Below are 23751 nucleotides of genomic sequence, written 5' to 3' on the forward strand. Positions count from 1 at the left end.
TGGGGAGGGTCGGCGCGCAGCGNCCCCCACCCCGCTCCGCTTCGCGGATCGACCCTCCCCACAACGGGGGAGGGTAATCACTCCGCCGTGCCTTCCTCATACTCGGCCGACATGGTCAGCCACTTTTCCTCGTGGCCGGCAAGCTGCTGTGCCAGTTGCGATCGCTCCTTGGCGAGCCGGGTCGCCGTCGACGGATCCTTTTCGTAGACGGCCGGATTGGCGAGTTCGTCCTCGATCAGGTCGATGCGCTTGCGGATGCGGTCCATCAGCGCTTCGGTGGCGCGGATTTCCTTTGCCAGCGGCTCGAAGGCGGCGCGGCGCGCCGCGGCATCGCGGCGGCGATCGGCCTTGGATGCCTTCTCGGCCTCGCGCTTGCCGCGTCGGTCGCCGGACACGCCGGTGACCAGCGTCTTGTAGTCCTCAAGGTCGCCGTCATACGGGTTGACCGCCCCGTCCTTGACCAGCCACAGCCGGTCGGCGGTCGCTTCCAGCAGATGGCGGTCATGCGAGATGAGGATGACGGCGCCGGGAAACTCGTTCAGCGCATGGATCAGGGACTCGCGGCTGTCGATGTCCAAATGGTTGGTCGGTTCGTCGAGGATGAACAAGTTTGGCCCCTCAAAGGCCGACAGGCCCATCAGCAGGCGCGCCTTCTCGCCGCCGGACAGGTCCTTGGCGGCGGTGTTCATCTTCTCGGTGGTGAGACCGAACTGGGCGACGCGGCCACGTACCTTGGATTCCGGCGCCTCCGGCATCAGCCGGCGGACATGCTCGTAGGCGTTTTCATCAGGCCTGAGATCGTCGAGCTGATGCTGCGCGAAGATCGCCACCTTCAGGCCCGGCGCCACCGTCATGGTGCCGGTTTCCTGCTTCAGCCGGCCCGAGAGAAGCTTGGCGAAGGTCGACTTGCCGTTGCCGTTGGCGCCGAGCAGCGCGATGCGATCGTCGGCATCGATGCGCAACGTCATCTTCTTCAGGATCGGCTGGCCCTCGGTGTAGCCGACATTGACGTTGTTCAAGGCAATGATCGGCGACGCCACCGTTTTCACCGGTTCGGGGAAAGAGAACGGCCGCACCGTGTCGTTCACGATCGCGGCAATCGGCTTCATCTTCTCCAGCGCCTTGATGCGCGACTGCGCCTGTCTCGCCTTCGAAGCCTTGGCGCGGAAGCGTTCGACGAAGGACTCCATGTGTTTGCGCGCGGCTTCCTGCTTGACGCGGCCCTTCTCCTGCAATTCCTTCTGCTCGGTGTACTGGCGCTCGAACTGGTCGTAGCCGCCGCGCCAGAAGGTCAGCTTCTTCTGGTCGAGATGAACGATGGAATTGACGGCGCGGTTGAGCAGGTCGCGATCGTGCGAGATCAGAAGCACCGTGTGCGGATATTTCGACACGTAGTTTTCCAACCAAAGCGTGCCTTCGAGATCGAGATAGTTGGTCGGCTCGTCGAGCAGCAGAAGGTCGGGCTCGGCAAACAGCACCGCGGCGAGCGCCACACGCATGCGCCAGCCGCCGGAGAAGGACGAGGCCGGGCGGCGCTGCGCGGCGTCGTCGAAGCCAAGGCCAGCGAGGATGGTGGCCGCGCGAGATTCCGCCGAATGCGCATCGATATCCGCCAGCCGCATATGGATGTCGGCAATGCGGTGCGCGTCGGTGGCGGTCTTTTCCTCCTCGAGCAATGCGGTGCGCTCGAGGTCGGCCTTGAGCACGATTTCGATCAGCGGCTCCTCGGTTCCGGGCGCTTCCTGCGCCACCTGGCCGATGCGGGTGTTCTTGGGCAGGCTTATCGAGCCGGTCTCGGAGGGAAAGTCGCCGGTGATGGCCTTGAACAGCGTCGTCTTGCCGGTGCCGTTGCGGCCGACGAGGCCGGCCTTGGTGCCGGCCGGCAAGGTCAGCGAGGCATGATCGAGAAGCAAGCGTCCGGCCATGCGGAGCGAAAGATCGTTGATGATAAGCATGCCGGGGCTTTTGCACGGGAGGGCGGCGCTTCGCAAGGGCCTGGGCGCTGGCGGGGGCATAAGGCATGAAGACGGCGCGCCCAAAGCGCGCCGTCCATCACTGCTAACTGCAGACTGACTTTAAGAGGCTGCCTGGTTCAGGCTTTGGGTTTGCGCTTCGTCACCTTGGCCGCGGCAGCCGGAACGGCCGGCTTGCGGCCGAGGCCCGAAGACTTGGCCAGTGCCGAACGGGTCGCGGAGTAGTTCGGCGCCACCATCGGATAGTCCGACGGCAAGCCCCATTTGCCACGATATTCCTCCGGGCTGAGACCATGGTCGGTCATCAAGTGGCGCTTCAGCGACTTGAATTTCTTGCCATCTTCCAGACAGACGATGTGGTCGGGAAACACCGACCGCTTCGGATTGACAGCAGGGTTCAGCGCGGGGCTTTCCACGGCGGCAATGCTGCCCAGCTTGCGCACCGATGCGCTGACGCTGGCGATCAGATCCGGCAGGCCAGACGCAGGGAGAGGATTGTTGCCGACATAGGCCGAGACGATGTCAGCAGTCAGTTCAATAGCGGTCTTGCTGTCGATGGTGTGCAATTCTGTTTCTCCCGCCGGTCATGAAGTTGCCGGCTTTTTTTAAGACTTCTCTTGATGTATCGACCTAGCTGCACCCCCCAACGGATCGCTAAAGTCTCAATAAACGATCAAGAATCGGAACAGGAGGATGTTTCCACAACAGGTTGCAACGTTGCAAATTAGAAAATCTAATACTTGGAAACGGCCGACTTCGCGCCAGCAGATTTCAACTGCACGGACGCCGCAGGTTTAGAGTCGGCCAGTATGTCCAGAATGCGCTTCCAGCGGGCGCACCGGCCGAAATCTTTTTGCTCTATCGCTTTTTCGGCCTTCATGGCGGCGTAGAGCGGCGCCTCGGCGCCGAACTCCTTGAGCAGCCAGAATGCTTCCTGTCTGGCGAGGCGTTCATCGTCGTCAAGCATGTTCAGCCTCCGAGCGTTCTATGCCCACCGCAATACAGCTGCCGATGACGAGGACCGCACCGGCTATCGCGGTCAGCGTCAGCCTTTCGCCCGAAAGTGTCAGCAGCAGCGTCGACGCGATCGGCGTCAGATAGGCGATGACCGCAACCTTGCCGCCGCCTTCAAGCTTCAAGGCGCGCGACCAGAAATAATATCCCAGCCCCATCGGACCGGCGCCGAGATAGAGGCCAAGCAGGAGGTGCTCGCTGGATGGCCAGGCTGCGCCGTCGTGAATACACCATAGCAAGGTCAGGCCGACGCCGACCAATGCCGAAGGCAAAAGCAAACGCTCCGACGGTGTGGCCAGGCGGGCGACCGCAATCGAATAGAAGGCCATGCACAGCGCCGAGCCGAAGGCAGCGAGATAGCCGACGATGCTGCCTTGGAGAAAAGGCTGGCCGCGACCACCCGAGATCACCAGCGCCACGCCGACAAAGCCGAGCACGGCAGTCAAACCCAGAAGCACGGGGCGTTGCCGCTTGCCCAGCACGATGACCGCCGCCGCGACCATCAGCGGCCAGGTGTAGGCGACGAGATTGGCCTCGATCACCGGCATGGAGGCAAAGGCGATGTATTGCAGCACCATGGTGCCGACCAGGCCAATAAAGCCGACCGCGACCGGCGCCAGGGTGCCGTCAGCACCCTTGGCAAAGGCTGCGTCTTGCGTGTCCCCCTTCCGGCTCGCCAGATGGATGACGGCGAACACCAGAGCCGCTCCACAAAACTGCAGCAACTGCACGAGCGACACCGGATGGCTGGCCAGCAGGGATTTGCCGACCAGCGCGTTGGTCGACCACAGGGCGACCGCGCCGGCGGCGAAGACCAGGGCCGATGGCGAACCCGATCCATCCCGGAATCGGCGCGACGGTGCCTTGTCCTTATCGCCGACCATGATGTTACCGACGGCCAAACCGGCGTCCACTTCTATGCTCTGGCTACCATGATTCCCTTGATCCGCCCGGGACCGGCGCATCGGTCGCCGCCGCAACCGGACGTTCTTCCTCGAAGCGCCGATAGGCCGGCAGCTGGTTCGTCCAGACGTCTTCGGCCAGTTCGTTGACCCATTCGCGATCGTGATCATTGTCGGCTGCGAGATAGAACATGCGATTGTCGTCGACGTAGGGCTTGGCCACAGAGCGCTGGTTGAGGACCAGCGTGACGCGCGAGCCGAGCTGGATCGGCGCGGTGCGGTGCAGCACACCGAGAAACTGGCCGAGTGTGGCGTAGTTCATCTTGTGGTCGATGCGCATGACCTGGTTGCGCGGAATCTCGCGGCCGGATTCAAGGATGGCGCGGCCGGTCTCGGAATCGTCGCAGTAGATTTCGAGATGGCCGCCGACCAGCGGATTGCTGATCGACAGCGGAATGAGTTCGGTGACCGGGACACCGTCGCAATGCCAATCGACGGCGCCGTCCTTGGGATTCATGAAAGTGACGGTCGAGCCGACGATCGACAGCGGATAGGGCTCGAGCTTGGTGCCCATCATGTCGGACAGACGTTCCAGGCGCAGCTTGTCATGCAGCAGTTCCTTGATCTCCGGGATGAAGCGGTCGGCGCCGGTGATGAAGGTCAGGTCGAGGTGCTTGTGCACGGCGTGGCTGGCCTTGAGCTTCAACGCCGCCTCTTCGATCGCCGCCAGCAGCGCCGGGTCGTAGCCATGCAGATACTGCGCAACGCCGAAACCCGACACTTTCCAGGCCGTCTCATGACCGATAATGGCTTCTCGGCTCATCGCGTAGCGCAGTTCAGGTATGGTATGGGCGTTCATTCTACTTCTCCAGGATGGGGGCATCACTTGGTAAACTGTCGATTAATTTCCCCACCCCTGTAAAATTAGGAATGCTGGTGCTAGTGTAAGCCCAGCTTAAGGTCGAAACGCGTGCGTCTGCTCAGTCAGGTCAACCTCAATTCGCTGAAGATTGTCGAAAGTGCCGCCCGGCACCGTAACTTCACGCGCGCCGGCGAAGAGCAGTTTATTACTGCTTCCGCCGTCAGCCAGCGCGTCAAAAGCCTCGAGGACCAGCTGCGCTTCAAGATCTTCCAGCGCGGTGGCAATGCGGTGTCGCTGACACCCGAAGGCGAGACCTATGTGTCGCGCGTTCGCGAGGCGCTGGAGCGCATCGTGGCGGCCAGCATGGAGGCGACCGGACAGTCGCAGGCGCATGTGCTGAAGATTTCGGTGCTGCCGACGTTCGCGGCGCGCTGGCTGTTTGCCCGCCTGCCGCTGTTCCAGCGGCAATATCCCGAAATCGAGATGCGCGTCTCGACCTCCTACGCCACCAATGAGTTCGCCACCTCCGAGTTCGACCTTGAGATCCGCTATGGCGACGGCAGCTTTCCCGACCTCAAAGCGGACCTGCTGTTCAAGGAGGATTTGACGCCGGTGTGCAGCAGGAAGCTGTTCCACGAAGTTCTCGGCGACAGGCCGCCGTCACAGGTGACGCCCGACGACCTCAGGCATTTCACGCTGCTGCATTCCGACACCTGCACGCAGAACTGGCAGTCGTGGCTGGGTTTTGCCGGCGCGAGTTCCGTGCTGGGCGAGACCAAGAGCATCTATTTCGATTCCTGCATGATGTCCTATGAGGCGGCCAATGCCGGCATGGGCTTTGCAGTCGCCAACCGCGCCTATATGGCGAGCGAGATCCGCGCAGAGCGGCTGGTGGCGCCGTTTGCCGTGCATCACCCCAACACCGCCGGCTGGTATTTCGTCTGCCCGGTCACCGCGCCCTACACGCGCAAGGTGGAACTGTTCAAACAGTGGATCATGGCCGAGGCGGCCCTGACGCAGTGCCAGCTGGACGCCGGGATTGCCGGCGGCCCGGTGCTGCGCAAGGCCATTGCCTGAGGTCGGATTCTTTCCGCGGCCTTGCGGGATTTGTGGTCTTTTCTGCTGGTTTTGCGCAGACGGCACGAGCAGAACCGGCACGAAAACTGCCACCTCATGACGCAGGCGAGAGACTCAGGTATCTTCGGTTGTTGCGGCGGACCTGATATCCGCCTGGCCGGCGCTATCAGCTCACCTCCCAAGCGGCGCCGGCCTTCTTCTCCTGAAAGCCATTTCTCGTCTCCCGCCGGAAAACGATCATTGCGCCGGCTGATCGCCGCTGGCCGCCGGCTTTGGCGCCGAATCCGTCTGCGGAGTTTGATCGAGCACCGGGGCTTTGGTTGGCTGGATGTCGCCGTCGCACGCGGCGAGCGCCAAGCTGGCGGCCAACAGAATCAGAAGCCTTTTCATGGCGACCTCCTAGGTCTGCCCTCTCCTTCGTAAGGCAACGAGGTGGTTCGGCTTTGGTTGCACGCTCGCAAACGACACCGCGTCGGCTGGAACCAAACGGCGGCTCTGAGGTTGGTTGCCCAAAGGAGATCGCGCCATGATCCGTCTGCTCATTACCGGCCTTTTCGCTTACGCGACCTATCGCATCGCCAAGGAGATCATCAAGGACGTGCCCGACAATTTCGATCCGTTGCCGGTGCCTGGCGACGAACGCGCCACCTTGCGGCGCCAGTCGGCGGCGACGGGTGTCGCGCCACGGCGATAAGGGCGACTTCGGCCCGTTGCGAACAAAGCGGAAACGATGCTTGATAGGCGATGACCATCGCCATCAATGATTCGTCCTTGCAGCCCGCCTATCTGGCGAAGCTCAACGCCGAGCAGCGGCTCGCCGTCGAACATGGCGACGGCCAGGTCGCCGGGCCGCTGCTGGTGATCGCCGGCGCCGGCTCCGGCAAGACCAACACGCTCGCCCACCGGGTTGCGCATCTGATCGTCAAGGGGGCTGATCCCAGACGCATTCTGCTTATGACATTCTCGCGCCGCGCCGCCACCGAAATGGCCAGGCGGGTCGAACGCATCGCCGGCGAGGTCCTGGGCCGAGACGCGTCCGTCATCGCCGACGCGCTGGCCTGGGCCGGTACGTTTCACGGCATCGGCGCCAGGCTGCTGCGCGACTATGCGCTGACGATCGGCCTCGACCCGGCCTTTACCATTCACGACCGCGAGGATTCCGCCGACCTGATGAATCTTGCCCGGCATGAACTTGGATTCTCGAAGACCGAAAGCCGTTTTCCGACCAAGGGCACCTGCCTGGCGATCTATTCGCGCGCCGTCAACGCGCAGGCGCCGCTTGGCGAGGTGCTGGGTTCGGCCTTTCCGTGGTGCTCGGGGTGGGCAGAACAGCTGAAAGAGCTGTTCGCCCGATATGTCGAGGCCAAGCAGGCGCAGAACGTGCTCGATTACGACGACCTCCTGCTCTACTGGGCGCAGATGGCCGCCGAGCCGGAGATCGCGGCGCATCTGGGCTCGCGCTTCGACCATGTGCTGGTCGACGAATACCAGGACACCAACCGGCTGCAGGCCTCGATCCTTTCGGCGCTGAAGCCGGACGGCGCCGGACTGACAGTGGTGGGCGACGACGCGCAGTCGATCTATTCGTTTCGCGCCGCGGAAGTGCGCAACATCCTCGATTTCCCGCAACAATTCGCGCGAGCCGCCGATGTCATCATGCTGGAGCGCAACTACCGCTCGACCGAGACCATTTTGGCGGCAGCCAATGCGGTCATCTCGGAGGCATCGGAGCGCTTCACCAAGAACCTCTGGTCGGAGCGCAAATCCTCCCAAAGGCCGAAACTGGTCAGCGTGCGCGACGAGGCGGAGCAGGCGAACTATGTCTGCCAGGCCATCCTTGCCGAGCGCGAGGCCGGCACGGTGCTGAAATCGCAGGCGGTGCTGTTTCGCGCCTCGCACCACAGCGGCCTGCTGGAGATCGAACTGACGCGCCGCAACATCCCCTTCGTCAAGTTCGGCGGGCTGAAATTCCTCGACGCCGCCCATGTCAAGGACGTGCTTTCGGTGCTGCGTTTTGCCGAGAACCCGCGCGACCGCGTCGCCGGCTTCCGCGTGCTGCAGCTGCTGCCCGGCATCGGCCCTTCGGCGGCGAGCACCATCGTCGAGACCATGGCGACATCGCTCGACGAGGAAATGGGGCTGGCCCGCTACCGGCCGCCGCAACGCGCGGCTGAGGACTGGCCAGCCTTCGTTGCGCTTTATTCCGGCCTGCGCGCGCGGTCGGGGAAATGGCCGGCCGATCTCGAACAGGTCAGGCTGTGGTACGAGCCGCATCTCGAGCGCATCCACGATGATGCAACGACGCGGCGGGCCGACCTCATGCAGCTCGAGCAGATCGGTTCCGGCTATGCTTCGCGCGAGCGCTTCCTGACCGAGCTGACGCTGGATCCACCGGATGCGACCAGCGACCAGGCCGGGCCGCCGCACCGCGACGAGGACTATCTGATCCTGTCGACCATCCATTCGGCCAAGGGCCAGGAATGGAAGAACGTCTTCGTGCTCAACACCGTCGATGGCTGCATCCCGGCCGATCTCGGCGTTGGCACCAAGGAAGACATCGAGGAGGAGCGCCGGCTGCTTTACGTCGCGATGACGCGGGCCAAGGACGGCCTGCATCTGGTGACGCCGCAGCGCTTCTTCACTCACGGCCAGGCAGCGCGCGGCGACCGCCACGTCTATGCCTCGCGAACCCGTTTCATCCCGGCCTCGATCCTCGGCGCCTTCGAGCAGACGTCGTGGGCGAGCGTCCACGCCAAGGACGATCCGCGCCACAGACCTGAAGTCCGCGTCGACCTCGGCGCCCGCATGCGCGGCATGTGGAAATAGCCGCAACCGCGAATGCCGGCAGGGAGCGACCTCAAGAGCAAATCGTCCTGTCATGGCATCTCTCAGGGAACCTCGGGCCGCCAGCCGCGTTTTCTGGCGTCCAACCCGCGATCGGAGGGCGGCGGCCGCCGCCCTTCCGCCCATCCAGAGAGGCCAGAATGCACGACGCGATGTTCTTCACCCCGGTTGCCGTTAGCGTTGGCGCCGGCCACAAACGCATGCTCGCCTCGCTGTTCGAGATGCATGATTTCCTGACCGAATTTCCGCCGTCACGCCGGCGCCTGAGCTATGGCGCGGCCGTGAGGGCTTGCGAGGCGGCGCGCGCCGGAGAAATCTCGACCGAGGCCGCACGCGATGCCCTGATCACCTTTGCAGTCACGGCAGGCATCCTCTGGCCCGCGGTCCAGCCGGCCGTCTCGGTCAAGCCGGTCGCACACGGTTATGGCGGCTACGCCGTCTGAGACGGCCGGGACCAGGCCTGCCCAGCAAAAAAGATCACTCGGACTTGCCGGCAGACGTCGAACGACAAACACGTCTTGGTGATCCCACCAAGCGTCCACTTCATCTTGGAGTAACTCGGCATTGGAAGCGTCTTGAGATAGTTTGATCACGAACCCAAGATCCATGGCCACCATGCCGTATTCCTCAACCGCGATGTCGGCCTGTTCACTGTTCAATGCAAACCGAAAGCCAAATTCACTCGGTGGCGTCTCCATTGAAGAAAAGGAATGGATCGCGAGCCGTGAGTTGTGAAAATCGGAATGCCACCAGGCCGCACAAAGCTGAACAGACGAACCAGCCATCGCGACCAGTTGTTATCGGCATGTGGAAAAGAATGAAAGCGCAAAGACTGCATCATAGAGCCGGCCAAAAACTGCCTCCTCCGGTATCGATCGCGACTGAATGGCTTTAACCTTAAATTTGTTCGCCAGGAAAGAAATCGCTTGTGGATGATCGGAACTGACGAGATCGATGTCTTCATCCTTTACAAGGTGCCGCGTCACGCATCCATACCCTGAGGCGAACTGGAGGAGTAAAAAAGCCCCCCGGCCTAGATGCCGTGTTAAATCCTTTGAGTTTTATTGCATATTTTTTTCCCATCTGAAATATCAACTGACGCTTGAGACGTCAGACACAAATCCATTATGGTTGACCGGGAAATTGAATATATCATCACTTGAATTGATGGAACAATCCGACGCCACTCTACGAATTATTTCTTCTCTAAGTAAATGCCCGTTAAACAAGTTTAGGCCGACTTCTGGATTCCTGACTCATCCGATCTATGAGCACTGGATAACGGTACAAGCCGCCGAGGCGGGTACCACGCGCGATAGCGAGCGACGCTGCAGCCACCGTTTCGCCATCGCGTTGATCACACCTCGAAGCAGAAATGGACGGCCAACCCGCAAGCAGCGGCGGACGCAGCAAGCGAGGACTAGGTACATCTGAAGGCATCATATCGATGCGGTAGGCCAACGGATCGCAGCGCCAACCAGCAGACCGAGACACTTGCGTTAAGGAACGAGGCCTGCTGCAGTCGACACCATGGAAGCTGACGGCGCCGTTGCGTATTCCAGGTCGCATTGCCGCGATCCGTTTGGAAAGCGCCTGCGCCCGACCGGAGCCTCGCCTGGCCCCCGCATTTCAATGCAACGTCGGGTCGCCGGCGAGCAGGCTGCGCGGCCCGGTCGTTTCGAAACTGACCTGATCGCGGCCGTTGGACTTGGCCTTGTAGAGGTGCCGGTCGGCCGTCAGGAACATGTCGGCATAGGTGGTGGGTCCGCTGAAGGCGACGCCGCCTATGCTTACCGAGAGCGGACAGGGCCGCCCATCCGGGGCAAACTCGACCTCGCGGATGCGCCGCCGGATCCCCTCGGCAACCAGCCAAGACTGCGACGGGTCGGCGCCGGGCAGGAAGATGGCGAACTCCTCGCCGCCGATGCGTCCGACGATGTCGGCGCCGCGCAGCTGGGCCTTGATCGTCTGCGCGATCAGCTTGAGCGCCTGATCGCCGCAATCGTGGCCCAATCGATCGTTGATGGTCTTGAAATGATCGGCGTCGACGATCAGCAGGGCGCCGGCATCGACGACGGCCTGGCTGCGCGCCTGTTCGAGATAGGCCTCGACCAGCATTGAAAACGCGCCGCGGTTGAACACCGCGGTCAGGCTGTCGGTTGCCGCGACAATGCTCAGATTCTTCTGGGCGATCGCCAGCTGGCGCATCTTGTACATCAGGAAAGAGAAGAACGATCCACCCAGCACAAGCGGCAGTAGCAGGTCGGTGAGCTGCGCCCAGCGCAATGCTTCGGGCGACAGCGACGGAAAATTGTAGGAATCGACAAGGAAGGCCGCCGCGATACAGATCGCCGTGCCGACAACCGTGACTGCTATGACCCTGCCCCAGCTGGTGGGCGACAGATCGACCCGCATGCCATTTCTCCCACTGTGTTCGCCATTTTGCAGCGGGAACACAAATGAAACCCTAAAATCTTACCTGCAATTCGAATGTGGTTAACCAGAACAATTCCAGCAAAAGTGTGAGCGGCTTTCCGGGAAGAGCGCGTTGGGCGCTTTCCCCTTCGGAATTGCCAAGACAAAGGGATAGCGCGTTTCACCGTTTCCGTTAAACGATAAAACGCTCCGGCAATCGAAAGGCGCGATCGGTTGCCTTGTGAGTGGCGACAAAAAGCCCGCCACTTGCGCGGCGGGCTTTCCGACTGGCCGGAGGCTTCTCGTCAGCGCATGTCCCTCGGGAAGTCTGGGCCATGCGGTAGGAGAGTGCCGTAAAGCCTCACGGCTGGCTCGACACTCCCGGCGAAACCTGTCTCAGCGACGCGAGATCATAAGGCATAGCTGCCGCAGATCGCTGTCGTAGGTGCCCTCGCTGGCGAGCACATCGACGCAGCGCTTCTTCATACGTGTCAGCTGGCTGTTCGACATGCTGGCGACGACACCGGGTGTCCCAGGGGTGCCTGGTGTTCCAGGAGTTCCTGGAGTGCCGGGGGTACCGGGCGTACCGGGCGTGCCCGGCGTTCCGCCAATGCCGACGCCGACACCGACGTTGATGCCGCTGCCGACGTTGACGCCGACACCGGCATTGATACCTCCGCTGCCGCCGACCGTGGCCCCAACACCGGCCTTGATGCCACCGGCTCCGCCGACCGTCGCGCCAGCGCCGGCCTTGATGCCGCTGCTACCGCCGACTGAGGCGCCGAGGCCCGCAGTAACGCCGCTATTGCCGCCGACCGTTGCGCCAGCACCCGCCTTGATACCGCCGCTGCCGCCAACCGAGGCGCCGGCACCGGCCTTGACCCCGCCGCTGCCGCCGATCGAAGCGCCAACACCGGCATTGATGCCGCCAGCACCGCCGATAGATGCGCCGACACCGACGCCAATTCCGCCGCCTGCATTCGCGGGAGCGGCAAAAATGGCGATAATTGCACCCGCCGCCAGTGTTCTAGCGATTTTTTGAGTGATATTAACCATGACACTCTCCTTGTTGCCGTTCTGCTTTGTGCATTGCAACATGCCAGCAAACCAAAGCAGACATATGCTTATGCACTCACAGCTACGCACGAGTCTTCCTTATAGTTTCTTTATTTTTTCCAAGAATAAGGATTGTAGTTCTCAAGGCGTGCACTGGTCTGCTAAAAAAAAATATGTTTTTGCTTCAATATTTAAACTCTGCTTAATTCCCTTGACAGAAATTCCACCGGAGTTGGAGCGGGTTGTGGCTGCGGCGGCCTGGAGCCGAAGGCCCACAAAAGGCGGGCCACTGACAGCCCAGCCATCTGGCCCAGTCACCGGGCAGCGTTGTGCCGACAGGGTCCTCAAAACCCGGCTTGGATCCAGAGCTGGTGCCGGGCATCGACGGCCGCGCAAATGCACCGGTTAACGCTCCCGTGCGTTTAAACGGGAAGCGCGGTCAGGAGATCAGGCGTAGGCGCGGCCTTCGTCGGTGCGTTGGAAAAACGCCAGGTCGAGCTGCACCGAAGGCCGGCCGAGAATGGTCAGCATGGTATGCGCCTGGCCGCGGTGATGGGTCTGGTGGTTGAAGACGTGTCCCAGCGCCGGCGCCAGCCGCTGCGAGACGGTGCGCATGTCGGAAACGGTCATGTAGGAGAAGCGGCCGGACAAAGCCTTTTCGGTCAAACCGCCGACCCAGTCGACGATCCGCCTGTCCTCGGCCTCACGCGCCAGCTTTAGGCCAGGCAATGCGCGGTGCAGGATGGCGTCGAGCTTTGCCGGCGCGTCGCCCTCGCCGGTGAAGCGTTTCATCCAGATGCGGTCGGTGGCCAGCAGATGGTTGAGCGTGCCCATCATCGAGCCGAAAAATGCGCCGACATCGCGGTTGAACTCTTCTTCGTCAAGTGCGGCGACGGCATCGTAGATGCGGCCATTGGCCCATTGATTGTAGGCCGCGAACATCATGAAATGCTGTTTCATCTTTTTCCCGCCGACGAGTTCCGCTTCAGCCGCAGGCGCCTAATTAGACCGCGAGGACGCAGCCGCCAATGACCATTCTGTTCTATGAACTCGTCGGACACGACGCGACCCGTCCGCTCAACCGGCATTGCTGGAAGGAGGCGGCGGCAGCAGCTTAGGGAATAGGCAGTAGGCAATAGGGTCTGAGCGCTGTACTGCCTACTGCCTACTGCCTACTGCCTACTGCCTACTGCCTACTGCCTACTGCCCACACAAGTCTCCTGATCGCCATGCCACCACCCCCCGATTTCACCGATGATTTTCGCGCCGGGCTGGTCACGCTGCTGCGCTGGCGCCGGGATGTGCGGCGCTTCGAGCGGACGGCTTTGCCCGAGGGTACGCTGGAGCGGCTGCTGGAGCTTGCCAGCGTCGCGCCGTCCGTCGGTCTCAGCCAGCCGTGGCGCTTCGTGGTGGTCGAGAGCGCCGAGCGGCGGGGCGCGGTGAGAGACTGTTTCGAGCGCTGCAATGCCGAGGCGCTGGCATGCTTTTCGGGCGAGCGCGCCGCTCTCTATGCCCGGCTGAAGCTCGCCGGTCTCAATGAAGCGCCCTGCCAGTTCGCGGTTTTCGCCGACCGCACGACGCAACAGGGCCACGGGCTCGGCCGCATGTCCATGCCGGCGACCATCGACTATTCGGCCGTCATGGCGGTGCACACACTGTGGCTGGCGGCGCGGGCGGAAGGCATCGGCATGGGCTGGGTGTCGATCCTCGACGCCGCCGAGATGGCCGCAATCCTGGACACCCCGCCTGAGTGGACGCTGATCGGCTATTTCTGCCTCGGCTATGCCAGCGAGGAGCATGATCTGCCGACGCTGGAACGCGAGGGCTGGGAGCAGCGGCGGCAGCCGGTGGTGATCAGGCGGTAAGGCTGCCCATCACTTCGTCTCTTCCTTGGCGATGAGCTTGACGCAGATCGGGTCGCCCTTCGGCATCGGCGTGCATTGCCATTCGGGGCCGAAGCCGAAGTTCGTATCTGTGCGGCGACCCAGAAAGAGCAGCAGAACAAGGCCCACGGCAGCAAAAATGCCGATAGTCAATAGGCTCCCTTTTATGTCGCCCGGCCTGAGGTGGTGGTAGGGCCAGCGCGTCCCGTCAAACATGGTCCGATGTCTTTCCATTCCGCTGGTTTCCCTTCGAAACCGTGCGTGCCTGCGCAATCGCCATTTTCCCGCAAAGCCTTGCCTTTGACCACAGCGTTGCGAACAGCCATCCGGGCGGTCGCGGTCGAATAACGCTGCCGGGGCGCCTCCCCTTGGCAATGGGCCGGGCGGCTTGTATAGAGCCCGCCACTCCACATTCCGATCTCAAGACTTTCCATCTCAAGACAAGGACGACCCCATGGCGCTCGAACGCACCTTTTCCATGATCAAGCCGGACGCGACCCGGCGCAATCTTACCGGCGCCATCACCAGGATGCTGGAAGAGGCCGGCCTGCGCGTCGTCGCCTCACGTCGCGTGTGGATGAGCCGCCGCGAGGCCGAAGGCTTTTACGCCGTCCACAAGGATCGTCCGTTCTTCGGCGAACTGGTGGAATTCATGTCGTCGGCGCCGACCATCGTGCAAGTTCTGGAAGGCGAAAACGCCATTGCCAGGAACCGCGAAGTTATGGGCGCGACCAACCCCGCCAACGCCGCCGAAGGCACCATCCGCAAGGTCCACGCGCTGTCGATCGGCGAGAATTCCGTGCACGGCTCCGACGCGCCGGAAACCGCTGCTGAAGAGATCAAGTACTGGTTCTCGGACACCGAGATCGTCGGCTGAGCCGACGCGAACCAATGTATGCAAGAGGCCGGCACTTCGCCGGCCTTTTTCTTTGGTCAGGTCCCGGCTTCGGCTTCATGCCGCTTTCAACGGATGAGCGGCGTATCCCAGAGGTCGCCGAGCAGCGTTTTCAGCTCCGAGAAACGCTTCTCGCCCAGTTCCTCGGCCCATTCCCGTTCGACGTCGAGCAGGATGTCGGCCATCTTCTGGTATGCGGCGCGCCCGCGGTCGGTGAAGTGGACGACGGTCCCGCCGCTCTCATCGGGTGCCGCCGAGCGAGTGATATAACCCATCGCTTCCAGCGTCTTCAGCAGTTGATTCATGGCCTGCTTGCTCATCGCGGCGCGCTCGGCGAGCGCGCTCGGCCGAAGGCCATCCGGGCCGGGATATTGGATCACCGCCATATGCGGCGGGCTGAGGTCCTCGAAACCCGACGCCCTGAGATCCCTGATCAGCTTGCGGTGAATGGCCATGGCCGGAACGCGCAGCAGTGCACCGATCAGCGGTGGCTTCTTTGGCGGTTCTTCCGCGGATAATGGCATTGACACTCTGGTAAATTGAGTTTACTCATTTCGGTAAATTCAATTTACCACGCGGGAGGATGAAATGCTAGACAGAGCTAGCCAGATCAGCGTCAATCCGGCCGACGAGACAATCAGCCATGGCGGCCTTGCCGTGCGCTTCCTGCTTACCGGCGACCAGTCGAACGGCAGCATCGCCGCCTTCGAACTGACGGTCGCCGGCTCGCAGCGCCTGCCCGCCCCGGCGCACAGCCACGATCACTATGAAGAGACGATGTACGGGATCGAAGGCGTGCTGATGCTGACCGTCGACGGACACCGGCACGATATCGGGCCGGGCCAGGCGCTGTGCATTCCGCGCGGCGCGGTTCACCGCTTCGACAACGACACCGCCGCGACCGCCAAGGTGCTGTGCGTGGTGACGCCGGCGGCGATCGGCCCGGACTATTTTCGCGAGGCCTTCGCCATCTTCAGCACTGGCGGCCCGCCAGACCGCACCAGGCTGATGGACCTGATGCGCCGGTTCGGCCTGACGCCGGCGCCCCCGCCGCCGCCGCAGTCTTGATCTTAACTCGCTGCGTTAAATCGCAAAATGTCACGGCCGTCCTTGTCGGCGATGATCAGCTTGCCGCCATCGACACGGTTTGACGCCGCCTTGGCGAGCGCCTCGAACAGCGCCTTTTCCTCGGCCATGATCTCCGGCGCGCAGGCCTTGTAGGTCGAGCCGATGTCGCTGATGACGATGGTCTCGCCATCGACCTTGGCGGTGGCGAAATAGGCGTTGCACGGGCCGCTGCCGCCCGCCTTGCCGGCTTCGCTGACCCGGAACGTCGCCTGCGGCTCCGAAATCACGCCGATACCGTCGATATACTCGACCAGCCAGCTCTGGCCGAACAGCGAGGCCGAGGTCGGCTTGTCGCTCGGCGCCACCATTTTCAGCACAATGGCCTGCGGCGCGTCGCTGAGCGGATCGACCTGATAGCGCGAGTCCGTGACGAACAGCAGCTTGTCGTCGGCGGTGATGCGCGCCTGCAGCGCATAGGTCATGTTGGGCCGGATCACCGTTGAATCGAAGCTGATCTCGAACTTGATGGGCACCTGGCCGGCCGGCGCTACCTTGCGCTCGCCGACAATGGCGGCCGGCGCATCGGCCAGCGATACATCGGCAAGTTGAACCGACAGCACGGCGTTGGGCGGCAGCGCGATGCGCTCGCGATACATCACCTCGCCCTTCAGGGTTTTCTCGGCGGCGACGGAAGGCTCGGGAACGGCCAGAACGCCGATAACCAGCGGCACAAAACCGAAGACGAAGAATTCGGCGATCCTGTCCAGCATGCCCTTGCTCCCTTTTTGCCGATGCGATTTGGCCAAGGGAATGCGGTCAATACATGGCTGCGCCGAGATTTATTCGGGCCGCGCCTTCCAGCGCGCCACAGCCTGGTCGTCGGCGTCCTTGGCCTCGACCCAGCCGCCATCGGTGCCGTCCACGCGGTGCTCCTTCTTCCAGAAGGGTGCACGCGATTTCAGGAAATCCATCAGGAAATTGGCCGCTTCGAACGCCGCCTGCCGGTGCGAGGACGCTGCCACCACCAGCACGATGTTTTCGCCCGGTGCGATCTTGCCGTGGCGATGGATGACGGTCAGCCCTTGCAGCGGCCAGCGCTGAAGTGCCTCGCGGGCGATGCGGGTGATTTCGGCCTCGGCCATGCCGGGATAGTGCTCGAGTTCCAGGGCCGACAGCTGGCCCTGCTCGTCGCGGCAAAGTCCTGAGAAGGACACCACGCCGCCGATGTCGGCGCGACCCCCGGTCAGTTTCGCGATCTCGGCGGCAACGTCGAAATCGTCGCGCTGGATGCGCACCGTCGGCGCGCCGGACATGGTGTCAGCCCCCGGTCATCGGCGGAAACAGCGCGATCTCGCGCGCGCCGGCTATCTTCTCGCGATGCTCGACATGTTCCTGGTTGATGGCGACGCGGATCACATCAGGATATTGCAGCGCGTGCTCATATTCGTCGCCACGCGATTTCAGCCAGCGCAGGAGGTCGGCCACCGTCTCGATACCGGCGGGCAGTTCGACATCCTCTTCCGGCTTGCCGATCCGTTCGCGCACCCAGGCGAAATAGATGAGCCGGGTGATCATCTCACTCGTCCATGATGTGCTTGAGGCCGGCGCGGAAATAGTCGTAGCCGGTGTAGAGCGTGACGAGGGCTGCGATCCACAGCAGCACCAGTCCGGTCTGCGTGGTCAGCGGGAAGATCTTGTCGCCGGCAGGCCCAGCCAGCAGGAAGGCGATGGCGACCATCTGGATGGCGGTCTTCCATTTGGCGAGCTGCGTCACCGGCACCGAGACTTTCAATGCCGCCAAATATTCGCGCAGCCCCGAAACCAGGATTTCGCGGCACAGGATGATGATTGCCGCCCACAGCGACCAGCCTGCGATTCCGGCATGGCGGTCGGTATCGGCGGCGAGCAGCAGCAGGCAGGTGGCGACCAGCAATTTATCGGCGATCGGATCCAGCATCTTGCCGATGTTCGACGTCTGCTGCCAGGCGCGCGCCAGATAGCCGTCGAGATAGTCGGTGATCGAAGCCAGCAGGAAGATGATCAACGCCGACCAGCGGGCGAAGTCGCTCGATTTCAGATGGCCCTCGAGAAAAAAGCACAGCACCACCAGCGGCACCGCGACGATGCGGGCATAGGTAAGCATGTTGGGCAGGTTGAACGCGCGCTTGGCCATATCTGAGGGACTCTTTCTGCCTGCGTACTCAAATCAGAACCGGATGTAGGGGGTCAACAGGCGAGATTCGATTGGCCAGACGAAAATAGCGCGCGATTGCCGGGATTCGAGTGGCCTGCGAGAAAAGAACGGCTGCTGCCATTTCATCGGGACAGCGGCGTCACCGGCGCTCAGCTCTCATGGAAATGATTGTAGACGAGCTTGGCGACCTGCTCTGAAATACCGTCGACCTTGACCAGATCCTCGACTGCCGCGCGGCTGACCGCCTTGGCAGTGCCGAAGGCCAGCAGCAGCGCGCGCTTGCGACCGGGACCGATGCCGGCGATCTCGTCGAGCGGGCTCTTGACCAATTCCTTCTTGCGCCGCGCGCGGTGCGAACCGATGGCGAAGCGATGGACCTCGTCGCGCAGCCGCTGGACGAAATAGAGCACGGGATCCCGCACGGGGAGCGAAAACGAGTCCCTGCCTCTGACGAAAAAACGCTCGCGGCCGGCATCGCGGTCCTGGCCCTTGGCGATGCCGATGGCCGCCACGCGATCCTCGATGCCGAGGTCGGCGAGGATCTTGCGCACCGCGCTCATCTGGCCCTGGCCGCCATCGATCAGGATGACGTCCGGCCAGGCCGGGAAGCTGCCGGAGATGTCTTCCTCGATGTCGTCGCCTGCTCCACCGGCTGCCGCGTCGTCGGGAACGACATCGCCATGTTCCTTCAGCAGCCGCGAAAAGCGCCGTTCCATCACCTCGCGCATCATGCCGAAATCGTCACCGGGCGTGATCTCGGTCGAGCGGATGTTGAATTTGCGGTACTGGTTCTTCACAAACCCTTCCGGCCCCGCGACGACCATGGCGCCAACGGCGTTGGTGCCCATAATGTGCGAATTGTCGTAGACCTCGATGCGCACCGGCGGCTTCGGCAGGCCGAAGGTCTCGGCAAAGCCGGCGAGCAGCCGGCCTTGCGTGGAGGTTTCGGCCAGGCGGCGGCCGAGCGCCTCGCGGGCATTCTGCAGCGCGTTGTCGGTCAAATCCTTCTTCTCGCCGCGCTGCGGCACCGAGATCGACACTTTACGGCCGGCGCGGGTGGACAGCGCTTCGGCCAACAGTTCCTGATCCTGGACGCCTCGCGACAGAAGGATGTTCCGTGGCGTCGGCTTGTCGTCATAGAACTGCGCCAGGAACGAGCCCAGCACTTCCGCCCCCTCCAGTGCCGGATCGGCCTTGGGGAAATAGGCGCGGTTGCCCCAGTTCTGGCCGGTGCGGAAGAAAAACACCTGGATACAGACCTGGCCGCCCTCCTGATGGATGGCAAAGACATCGGCCTCGTCGACCGTGGCCGGGTTGATGCCCTGATGGCTCTGCACATGGGACAGTGCAGCCAACCGGTCGCGATAAATGGCGGCGCGCTCGAAATCGAGCTCCTGCGAGGCCTGCTGCATGGCGGCAGAGATTTCGGTCTTCACCTTCTGGCTGCGGCCCGACAGAAAATCCTTCGCCTCGCTGACCAGCTCGGCATAGTCGCTATGCGAGATCTCCCCGGTACATGGACCGGCACAGCGCTTGATCTGGTAGAGCAGGCACGGCCGGGTGCGGTTTTCGTAAAAGGAGTTGGTGCAGCTCCTGAGCAGGAAGGCGCGCTGCAGCGAATTGATGGTGCGCCCGACCGCGCCGGCCGACGCAAAAGGTCCGAAATAGTCGCCCTTGCGCGAGCGCGCACCGCGATGCTTGTAGATGCCGGGCGAGACGTGATCGCCGGTCAACAGGATGTAAGGGAACGACTTGTCGTCCCGCATCAGCACATTGAAACGCGGCCGCAAGCGCTTGATGAGATTGGCCTCGAGCAGCAGCGCTTCGATTTCGGTGCGGGTGACGACGAACTCCATCGTCGATGTCTCGCGCACCATGCGGCCGATGCGGGCGGTGTGGAACCGGCCTTGCGCGTAGTTGGTCACCCGCTTCTTCAGGCTGCGCGCCTTGCCGACATAAAGCACGTCGCCGGCAGCGTTCATCATGCGGTAGACGCCGGGCGCATTGGGCAGCCGCTTGACCAATGTCTGGATGACCTCCGCGCCGACCATGCCGTCGGCGTCGCCGGCATGCGGCGCCCAGTCTATCGCTGTGAAGGCGACATCGGGCCCGGTGGCCTCGGGCTCGACGATCTCCTCGACCGCTTCATCCTCAAGCTCGATGTCAGGCGGCATATCGTCGGCGGCGCCGGCGCGCGTCTTGTGTTTCTGGTCTGCGGGACTCATTCCACCATGCCTGTCACATCCGGCGTCTGCCATGCAAGATGCTGGCCGCCGTCGAGCGCGATCATCTGGCCGGTCACCGAGCGCGCCTCCCAGAGATAGCGGATGGTGGCGCCGAATTCGGCCAATTGCGGGCCGCGCTTCAGAATCAGGCCATCGACCTGCTTTTGGAAATCATCATCGTCCTGGCGCGCATTCTTCAGCGCCGGACCGGGACCGATGGCGTTGACGCGGATGGGCGGACCGAGCGCCTGTGCCAGCATTTCGGTCTGCGTCCACAGGGCCGACTTCGAGAGCGCATAGGAGAAATAGCGCGGCGTCGGCCGCCAGACGCGCTGGTCGATGATGTTGACGATCAGCCCCTCCTGCCCTTGCGGCAAGGCGCGGGCGAAGTTTTGCGCCAACAGCGCCGGCGTCTTCACATGGATGGCGAAGTGAAGGTCCCATGCCGCCCAGTCGAAGTCCTCGACGCTATCGTCGACGAACAGCGACGCATTGTTGACAAGAAGCGTGACCGGGCCGAGCGCTGCCGCGGCGCGGCCGACGAGATCGCCAACCGCATCCATGTCGGTCAGATCGGCGGCTACCACGCCGGCGCGGCCGCCTCCGTCCCTGATGCTCGCAGCCAGCGCGTCGGCCTCGGCGGTCGAGCGGTTGGCGTGGATGGCGACGGCAAAACCGTGCGCGGCCAGATCCTCGACGATCGCCTTGCCGATCCGCTTCGCCCCGCCCGTCACCAGCGCCGTTCCGGCGGCTTCGATCATCTGTCAATCCTCAATCTGCGCCTCAATTCGGCTAGCGGCACATTGTGACGCGTCCAGGGGTTAAATGCCGTTTCCACCTGGGGCAGGAATGTGGCGAAACGGCTTTTTCGCCGCCGGCACCGCCCCGGATTCGGGTCGGCAGGACCGCAATATAGGACGCTGAACCCGTTGCACCAAGCCGAGTGCAGTGCAGCATCGCCTGCGTACTGACATTTCGCTGTTGCGAAGATGCAACGTCAAGCTTCGGCCTCATTCGTGCCGGGGAATGACCCATTTTCAGGTTCGCTGCCGCCGCATTTTGACACGACATTCGGAACCGTTGAGTGCCAGATCCGTTTCACCCCCCGGACGGGTTGATGGCGCTCAGGACAAACAAGCCTACGTGTCTTGTGGCTTAAGGAGTAAACAACAATGCAAACCAATCTCAAATTCGCGCCGCTCGCGGTTGCGCTCGGGCTCTTCGCCCTCAGCGGTACCGCTTTTGCTGCCGATGTCGTCTCGGAAGAGCCCCCGGCGCCAGCCCCGATCGCCGAGCTCCCCGTCGCTTCCTGGGCCGGCCCGTATGCCGGTCTCAGCGCCGGCTACGGCTTCAGCGGTCATGCCAAAGTCCAGGACGGCGGCCCCGACATCAAGACCAAGGGCTTTGTCGGCGGCGTTTTCGGCGGCTACCAGTGGCAGCAGGAAAACTTCGTGTACGGTGCTGAAGCCGATCTCGGCTACAATGGCGTCAAGGGTGACAGCGGCGGCGTCAATTCCAAGGGCGGCTTCGAAGGCTCGCTGCGCGCCCGTCTGGGTTACGCCGTGACCCCGGAAATCCTGCTCTACGGCACCGGCGGCGGCGCCCTGAAGAACCAGAAGGTCTCGGTCCCCGGCGACAGCGACAGCAACACCATGCTCGGCTGGACGGCCGGCGTCGGCACCGACATCAAGATCACCGACAATGTGTTCGGCCGTGTCGAGTACCGCTATACCGACTTCGGTTCCAAGAGCTTCGACAGTGTCGGCACCAAGGTCAAAGAGAGCGACAACCGCGTCACCTTCGGCGTCGGTATGAAGTTCTAACTGTCGTTCAAGCCACGACACAAGAAAGCCGGGCCTCGCGCCCGGCTTTTTTTGTTTCGCCCGTCAGGCCGGCACAGCCACCTTCAGCCCCGGAAACTTCTCATCGAAACGCGCTGCCCAGCGGGTCAGGCGGCCGCGGCCCTTTTCCCATTTGCCGGCGAAGCGCAGAGAGAGGTAGCCGAGGCAGGCACGCAACGCCAGTTGGCCAAGCGTGATCTTCTTCGGCAGCTTCGGCGGATTGGCGTTGAGGAAATCGAGTGCGGCGGTGATCTTGGTCCACTGGCGATCGAGCCAGGGTTGATAGACCATCTCCTCCGGACGCGTGCGCCGCTCATAGACCATCGACAGCGCGCAGTCGCATATGCCGTCGGCCAGCGCCTCCAGCACTTCGGCCTCGAGGCGCTTGTCGGCATTGCGCGGCAACAACAGGCTCTTCGAAGCGCGGTTGAGATGCTGGGTGATCGCGCGGCTGTCGTGGATCGAGCGGCCGTCGTCGAGCACCAGCACCGGAATCTTGCCGAGAGGATTGGCTGACATCAGTTCAGCAGGCTTGTCCTCGGTCTTGACCGGCACCAGCTCGACGGCAATGCCGGCATGGAGTGCTGCCATGCGCACCTTGGAACTGTAGGGGGATGAGGACGCGTAGAGCAGCTTCGGCATGATCGGTTCCCTGTTTTCGGACGGCCAGTGCATGTCGCTCAAAAATGCGATTCCGGTCTTGAGAACGACGCGCGTAAAACAAAGGTCTAGAGCGTGTCGCCTGAACCCCATCGAATGCGACCGCCTTAGTGTTGGCCGATCTTCCCTGAGGGAGCAACTGCCAGAAGGGCAAAACCAGGCGGCCAATCCGCCGACAATGAAATCGCCATGCATGTCTCACAGAAGTGGCGCCAATTTCGAGAGAACGACATGCATCAAAACAAGACCTAAATCACAACAAAAAAGCTCCCGGGAATCTGCCAGTCGGCAAAGTTCCCGGGAGCTTTGAGATGGACCGCTGTTACTTCTTCTTGGCGGCTGGCTTTTTGGCCGGTGCAGCCTTCTTCACAGCGGCCGTCGACTTGGCGGCGGCGGCCTTCATCGGAGCCTTGGCGGCGGGTTTTGCCGCTGCCTTGGCTGCCGGCTTCTTGGCGGCGGGCTTGGCTGCTGCCTTCGCAGCAGGCTTCGCCACAGCCTTGGCGGCCGGCTTCTTGGCGGCGGGTTTCGCTGCTGCCTTGGCGGCGGGTTTTGCTACTGCCTTAGCTGCCGGCTTTGCCGCTGCCTTGGCAGCCGGCTTTGCCGCTGCCTTCGGTGCTGCCTTCTTTACTGCTGCAGGTTTCGCGGCAGCTTTCGGTGCCGCTTTCTTTGCCGGCGCTTTCGCCGCCGGCGCCTTCGTCGTGGTCTTTGCCATGCGATGCCCCTTGCGTTTGTGCCGATGGCCGTGAGTGACCCGGCGAGCTAATGCATATCTGACTCGTGCGTATCTAGCCAGCGAAGCATTACATAGAATTTCGCAAATTAAGTTTCGGTTACGCTGAGAG

The 23751-nt window shown here is 62.6% G+C and carries 27 protein-coding genes; 8 read left to right on the forward strand and 19 right to left on the reverse strand.

The features are described 5' to 3' along the window. Positions 1–77 precede the first annotated feature (77 nt). From X756_RS141865 to X756_RS1000000169490, 5 genes are all read right to left on the reverse strand, one after another. Positions 78–1955 carry an ABC-F family ATP-binding cassette domain-containing protein gene (locus X756_RS141865; RefSeq protein ID WP_023689073.1) on the reverse strand — a complete coding sequence of 626 codons (1878 nt, stop codon included), beginning with the start codon at positions 1953–1955 and terminating at the stop codon, positions 78–80. 137 nt (positions 1956–2092) lie between these two features. Next, on the reverse strand, positions 2093–2539 hold the full coding sequence (locus tag X756_RS141860) for a MucR family transcriptional regulator (RefSeq protein WP_023670270.1): 447 nt from the start codon (positions 2537–2539) through the stop codon (positions 2093–2095). Between the two features lie 167 nt (positions 2540–2706). Then, positions 2707–2940 carry a hypothetical protein gene (locus tag X756_RS141855; protein ID WP_023684750.1) on the reverse strand — a complete coding sequence of 78 codons (234 nt, stop codon included), beginning with the start codon at positions 2938–2940 and terminating at the stop codon, positions 2707–2709. Then, a complete protein-coding gene (locus X756_RS141850; RefSeq protein ID WP_245264570.1) occupies positions 2933–3901 on the reverse strand; it encodes a DMT family transporter in 969 nt (322 codons plus the stop codon). The genes X756_RS141855 and X756_RS141850 overlap by 8 nt, the downstream gene beginning before the upstream one ends. 13 nt (positions 3902–3914) lie before the next feature. After that, the gene (locus X756_RS1000000169490; RefSeq protein ID WP_023684748.1) at positions 3915–4748 is read right to left on the reverse strand and encodes a hypothetical protein; all 834 of its coding nucleotides are present in this window, start codon (positions 4746–4748) and stop codon (positions 3915–3917) included. A 111-nt stretch (positions 4749–4859) separates the two neighbouring features. Between X756_RS1000000169490 and X756_RS141840 the strand changes: the two genes are divergently transcribed. Further along, on the forward strand, positions 4860–5828 hold the full coding sequence (locus X756_RS141840; protein ID WP_023731109.1) for a LysR substrate-binding domain-containing protein: 969 nt from the start codon (positions 4860–4862) through the stop codon (positions 5826–5828). Between the two features lie 237 nt (positions 5829–6065). Here the strand turns inward: X756_RS141840 and X756_RS1000000169495 are convergent, their stop codons facing one another. Next, positions 6066–6218 carry a hypothetical protein gene (locus X756_RS1000000169495; RefSeq protein WP_023693936.1) on the reverse strand — a complete coding sequence of 51 codons (153 nt, stop codon included), beginning with the start codon at positions 6216–6218 and terminating at the stop codon, positions 6066–6068. 136 nt (positions 6219–6354) lie between these two features. Between X756_RS1000000169495 and X756_RS1000000169500 the strand changes: the two genes are divergently transcribed. From X756_RS1000000169500 to X756_RS141830, 3 genes are all read left to right on the forward strand, one after another. Then, positions 6355–6522: a hypothetical protein gene (locus tag X756_RS1000000169500; protein WP_023670264.1), complete on the forward strand. Its 168-nt coding sequence runs from the start codon at positions 6355–6357 to the stop codon at positions 6520–6522. 50 nt (positions 6523–6572) lie between these two features. Further along, positions 6573–8654: an ATP-dependent helicase gene (locus tag X756_RS141835; RefSeq protein WP_023731110.1), complete on the forward strand. Its 2082-nt coding sequence runs from the start codon at positions 6573–6575 to the stop codon at positions 8652–8654. 158 nt (positions 8655–8812) lie between these two features. Continuing rightward, positions 8813–9115, forward strand: coding sequence for a DUF982 domain-containing protein (locus X756_RS141830; RefSeq protein ID WP_023670262.1), 303 nt, complete (start codon positions 8813–8815; stop codon positions 9113–9115). 1186 nt (positions 9116–10301) lie between these two features. On the opposite strand, the gene X756_RS141825 is transcribed toward X756_RS141830, so the two are convergent. From X756_RS141825 to X756_RS141815, 3 genes are all read right to left on the reverse strand, one after another. Further along, positions 10302–11087 carry a GGDEF domain-containing protein gene (locus X756_RS141825; RefSeq protein ID WP_023731111.1) on the reverse strand — a complete coding sequence of 262 codons (786 nt, stop codon included), beginning with the start codon at positions 11085–11087 and terminating at the stop codon, positions 10302–10304. Between the two features lie 396 nt (positions 11088–11483). Further along, on the reverse strand, positions 11484–12143 hold the full coding sequence (locus tag X756_RS141820; RefSeq protein WP_023731112.1) for a hypothetical protein: 660 nt from the start codon (positions 12141–12143) through the stop codon (positions 11484–11486). A 447-nt stretch (positions 12144–12590) separates the two neighbouring features. Continuing rightward, a complete protein-coding gene (locus X756_RS141815; protein WP_023731113.1) occupies positions 12591–13103 on the reverse strand; it encodes a DinB family protein in 513 nt (170 codons plus the stop codon). A 269-nt stretch (positions 13104–13372) separates the two neighbouring features. On the opposite strand from X756_RS141815, the gene bluB reads away from it, so the two are divergent. Then, on the forward strand, positions 13373–14008 hold the full coding sequence (gene bluB, locus X756_RS141810) for a 5,6-dimethylbenzimidazole synthase (protein WP_023731114.1): 636 nt from the start codon (positions 13373–13375) through the stop codon (positions 14006–14008). Between the two features lie 9 nt (positions 14009–14017). Here bluB and X756_RS141805 read toward each other — a convergent pair whose 3' ends face one another. Further along, positions 14018–14242 carry a hypothetical protein gene (locus tag X756_RS141805; RefSeq protein ID WP_156941408.1) on the reverse strand — a complete coding sequence of 75 codons (225 nt, stop codon included), beginning with the start codon at positions 14240–14242 and terminating at the stop codon, positions 14018–14020. A gap of 238 nt (positions 14243–14480) precedes the next feature. Here X756_RS141805 and ndk point away from each other — a divergent pair, with 238 nt between their 5' ends. Next, positions 14481–14903: a nucleoside-diphosphate kinase gene (ndk, locus tag X756_RS141800; RefSeq protein WP_023684731.1), complete on the forward strand. Its 423-nt coding sequence runs from the start codon at positions 14481–14483 to the stop codon at positions 14901–14903. Between the two features lie 86 nt (positions 14904–14989). Here ndk and X756_RS141795 read toward each other — a convergent pair whose 3' ends face one another. Further along, positions 14990–15445 (reverse strand): MarR family winged helix-turn-helix transcriptional regulator, encoded by a 456-nt coding sequence (locus X756_RS141795; RefSeq protein WP_023731116.1) that lies wholly within the window; start codon positions 15443–15445, stop codon positions 14990–14992. A 64-nt stretch (positions 15446–15509) separates the two neighbouring features. Between X756_RS141795 and X756_RS141790 the strand changes: the two genes are divergently transcribed. Then, entirely contained in the window at positions 15510–15989 is a 480-nt protein-coding gene (locus X756_RS141790; RefSeq protein ID WP_023689086.1) for a cupin domain-containing protein, read from the forward strand. A gap of 2 nt (positions 15990–15991) precedes the next feature. On the opposite strand, the gene X756_RS141785 is transcribed toward X756_RS141790, so the two are convergent. The 6 genes from X756_RS141785 to X756_RS141760 form a co-directional block, all read right to left on the reverse strand. Continuing rightward, positions 15992–16759: a YbaY family lipoprotein gene (locus X756_RS141785; RefSeq protein WP_023731117.1), complete on the reverse strand. Its 768-nt coding sequence runs from the start codon at positions 16757–16759 to the stop codon at positions 15992–15994. A gap of 69 nt (positions 16760–16828) precedes the next feature. Further along, positions 16829–17302, reverse strand: coding sequence for a molybdenum cofactor biosynthesis protein MoaE (locus X756_RS141780; protein WP_023731118.1), 474 nt, complete (start codon positions 17300–17302; stop codon positions 16829–16831). A 4-nt stretch (positions 17303–17306) separates the two neighbouring features. After that, entirely contained in the window at positions 17307–17564 is a 258-nt protein-coding gene (gene moaD, locus X756_RS141775) for a molybdopterin converting factor subunit 1 (RefSeq protein WP_023731119.1), read from the reverse strand. A 1-nt stretch (position 17565) separates the two neighbouring features. After that, a complete protein-coding gene (gene pgsA / locus X756_RS141770; protein ID WP_023673449.1) occupies positions 17566–18162 on the reverse strand; it encodes a CDP-diacylglycerol--glycerol-3-phosphate 3-phosphatidyltransferase in 597 nt (198 codons plus the stop codon). Positions 18163–18332: 170 nt separating this feature from the next. After that, the gene (uvrC, locus tag X756_RS141765) at positions 18333–20408 is read right to left on the reverse strand and encodes an excinuclease ABC subunit UvrC (protein WP_023689090.1); all 2076 of its coding nucleotides are present in this window, start codon (positions 20406–20408) and stop codon (positions 18333–18335) included. Beyond that, positions 20405–21169, reverse strand: a complete 765-nt coding sequence (locus tag X756_RS141760) for an SDR family oxidoreductase (RefSeq protein ID WP_023731120.1) — start codon at positions 21167–21169, stop codon at positions 20405–20407. Before X756_RS141760 ends, uvrC begins: the two co-directional genes overlap by 4 nt. Before the next feature lie 411 nt (positions 21170–21580). On the opposite strand from X756_RS141760, the gene X756_RS141755 reads away from it, so the two are divergent. After that, positions 21581–22231 carry an outer membrane protein gene (locus X756_RS141755; RefSeq protein WP_023673452.1) on the forward strand — a complete coding sequence of 217 codons (651 nt, stop codon included), beginning with the start codon at positions 21581–21583 and terminating at the stop codon, positions 22229–22231. Positions 22232–22294: 63 nt separating this feature from the next. On the opposite strand, the gene X756_RS141750 is transcribed toward X756_RS141755, so the two are convergent. Beyond that, the gene (locus X756_RS141750) at positions 22295–22891 is read right to left on the reverse strand and encodes a glutathione S-transferase family protein (protein ID WP_023689091.1); all 597 of its coding nucleotides are present in this window, start codon (positions 22889–22891) and stop codon (positions 22295–22297) included. Positions 22892–23231: 340 nt separating this feature from the next. Next, entirely contained in the window at positions 23232–23621 is a 390-nt protein-coding gene (locus tag X756_RS141745; RefSeq protein WP_023673454.1) for a hypothetical protein, read from the reverse strand. Between the last annotated feature and the right edge of the window lie 130 nt (positions 23622–23751).

It is taken from the genome of Mesorhizobium sp. LNJC405B00, assembly GCF_000502615.1.
GTDB lineage: Bacteria > Pseudomonadota > Alphaproteobacteria > Rhizobiales > Rhizobiaceae > Mesorhizobium.

Excerpts from the sequence above, each read along its gene's own strand:
- X756_RS141750 (WP_023689091.1), bottom strand. The coding sequence starts at position 22,891 with ATGCCGAAGCTGCTCTACGCGTCCTCATCCCCCTACAGTTCCAAGGTG.
- X756_RS141790 (WP_023689086.1), top strand. The coding sequence starts at position 15,510 with ATGCTAGACAGAGCTAGCCAGATCAGCGTCAATCCGGCCGACGAGACA.
- X756_RS141780 (WP_023731118.1), bottom strand. The coding sequence starts at position 17,302 with ATGTCCGGCGCGCCGACGGTGCGCATCCAGCGCGACGATTTCGACGTT.
- X756_RS141835 (WP_023731110.1), top strand. The coding sequence starts at position 6,573 with ATGACCATCGCCATCAATGATTCGTCCTTGCAGCCCGCCTATCTGGCG.
- ndk (WP_023684731.1), top strand. The coding sequence starts at position 14,481 with ATGGCGCTCGAACGCACCTTTTCCATGATCAAGCCGGACGCGACCCGG.
- X756_RS1000000169490 (WP_023684748.1), bottom strand. The coding sequence starts at position 4,748 with ATGAACGCCCATACCATACCTGAACTGCGCTACGCGATGAGCCGAGAA.
- X756_RS141795 (WP_023731116.1), bottom strand. The coding sequence starts at position 15,445 with ATGCCATTATCCGCGGAAGAACCGCCAAAGAAGCCACCGCTGATCGGT.
- X756_RS141865 (WP_023689073.1), bottom strand. The coding sequence starts at position 1,955 with ATGCTTATCATCAACGATCTTTCGCTCCGCATGGCCGGACGCTTGCTT.
- X756_RS141805 (WP_156941408.1), bottom strand. The coding sequence starts at position 14,242 with ATGTTTGACGGGACGCGCTGGCCCTACCACCACCTCAGGCCGGGCGAC.
- X756_RS141785 (WP_023731117.1), bottom strand. The coding sequence starts at position 16,759 with ATGCTGGACAGGATCGCCGAATTCTTCGTCTTCGGTTTTGTGCCGCTG.
- uvrC (WP_023689090.1), bottom strand. The coding sequence starts at position 20,408 with ATGAGTCCCGCAGACCAGAAACACAAGACGCGCGCCGGCGCCGCCGAC.
- X756_RS1000000169495 (WP_023693936.1), bottom strand. The coding sequence starts at position 6,218 with ATGAAAAGGCTTCTGATTCTGTTGGCCGCCAGCTTGGCGCTCGCCGCG.
- moaD (WP_023731119.1), bottom strand. The coding sequence starts at position 17,564 with ATGATCACCCGGCTCATCTATTTCGCCTGGGTGCGCGAACGGATCGGC.
- X756_RS141760 (WP_023731120.1), bottom strand. The coding sequence starts at position 21,169 with ATGATCGAAGCCGCCGGAACGGCGCTGGTGACGGGCGGGGCGAAGCGG.
- bluB (WP_023731114.1), top strand. The coding sequence starts at position 13,373 with ATGCCACCACCCCCCGATTTCACCGATGATTTTCGCGCCGGGCTGGTC.
- X756_RS141745 (WP_023673454.1), bottom strand. The coding sequence starts at position 23,621 with ATGGCAAAGACCACGACGAAGGCGCCGGCGGCGAAAGCGCCGGCAAAG.
- X756_RS1000000169500 (WP_023670264.1), top strand. The coding sequence starts at position 6,355 with ATGATCCGTCTGCTCATTACCGGCCTTTTCGCTTACGCGACCTATCGC.
- pgsA (WP_023673449.1), bottom strand. The coding sequence starts at position 18,162 with ATGGCCAAGCGCGCGTTCAACCTGCCCAACATGCTTACCTATGCCCGC.
- X756_RS141825 (WP_023731111.1), bottom strand. The coding sequence starts at position 11,087 with ATGCGGGTCGATCTGTCGCCCACCAGCTGGGGCAGGGTCATAGCAGTC.
- X756_RS141815 (WP_023731113.1), bottom strand. The coding sequence starts at position 13,103 with ATGAAACAGCATTTCATGATGTTCGCGGCCTACAATCAATGGGCCAAT.
- X756_RS141820 (WP_023731112.1), bottom strand. The coding sequence starts at position 12,143 with ATGGTTAATATCACTCAAAAAATCGCTAGAACACTGGCGGCGGGTGCA.
- X756_RS141755 (WP_023673452.1), top strand. The coding sequence starts at position 21,581 with ATGCAAACCAATCTCAAATTCGCGCCGCTCGCGGTTGCGCTCGGGCTC.
- X756_RS141830 (WP_023670262.1), top strand. The coding sequence starts at position 8,813 with ATGCACGACGCGATGTTCTTCACCCCGGTTGCCGTTAGCGTTGGCGCC.
- X756_RS141855 (WP_023684750.1), bottom strand. The coding sequence starts at position 2,940 with ATGCTTGACGACGATGAACGCCTCGCCAGACAGGAAGCATTCTGGCTG.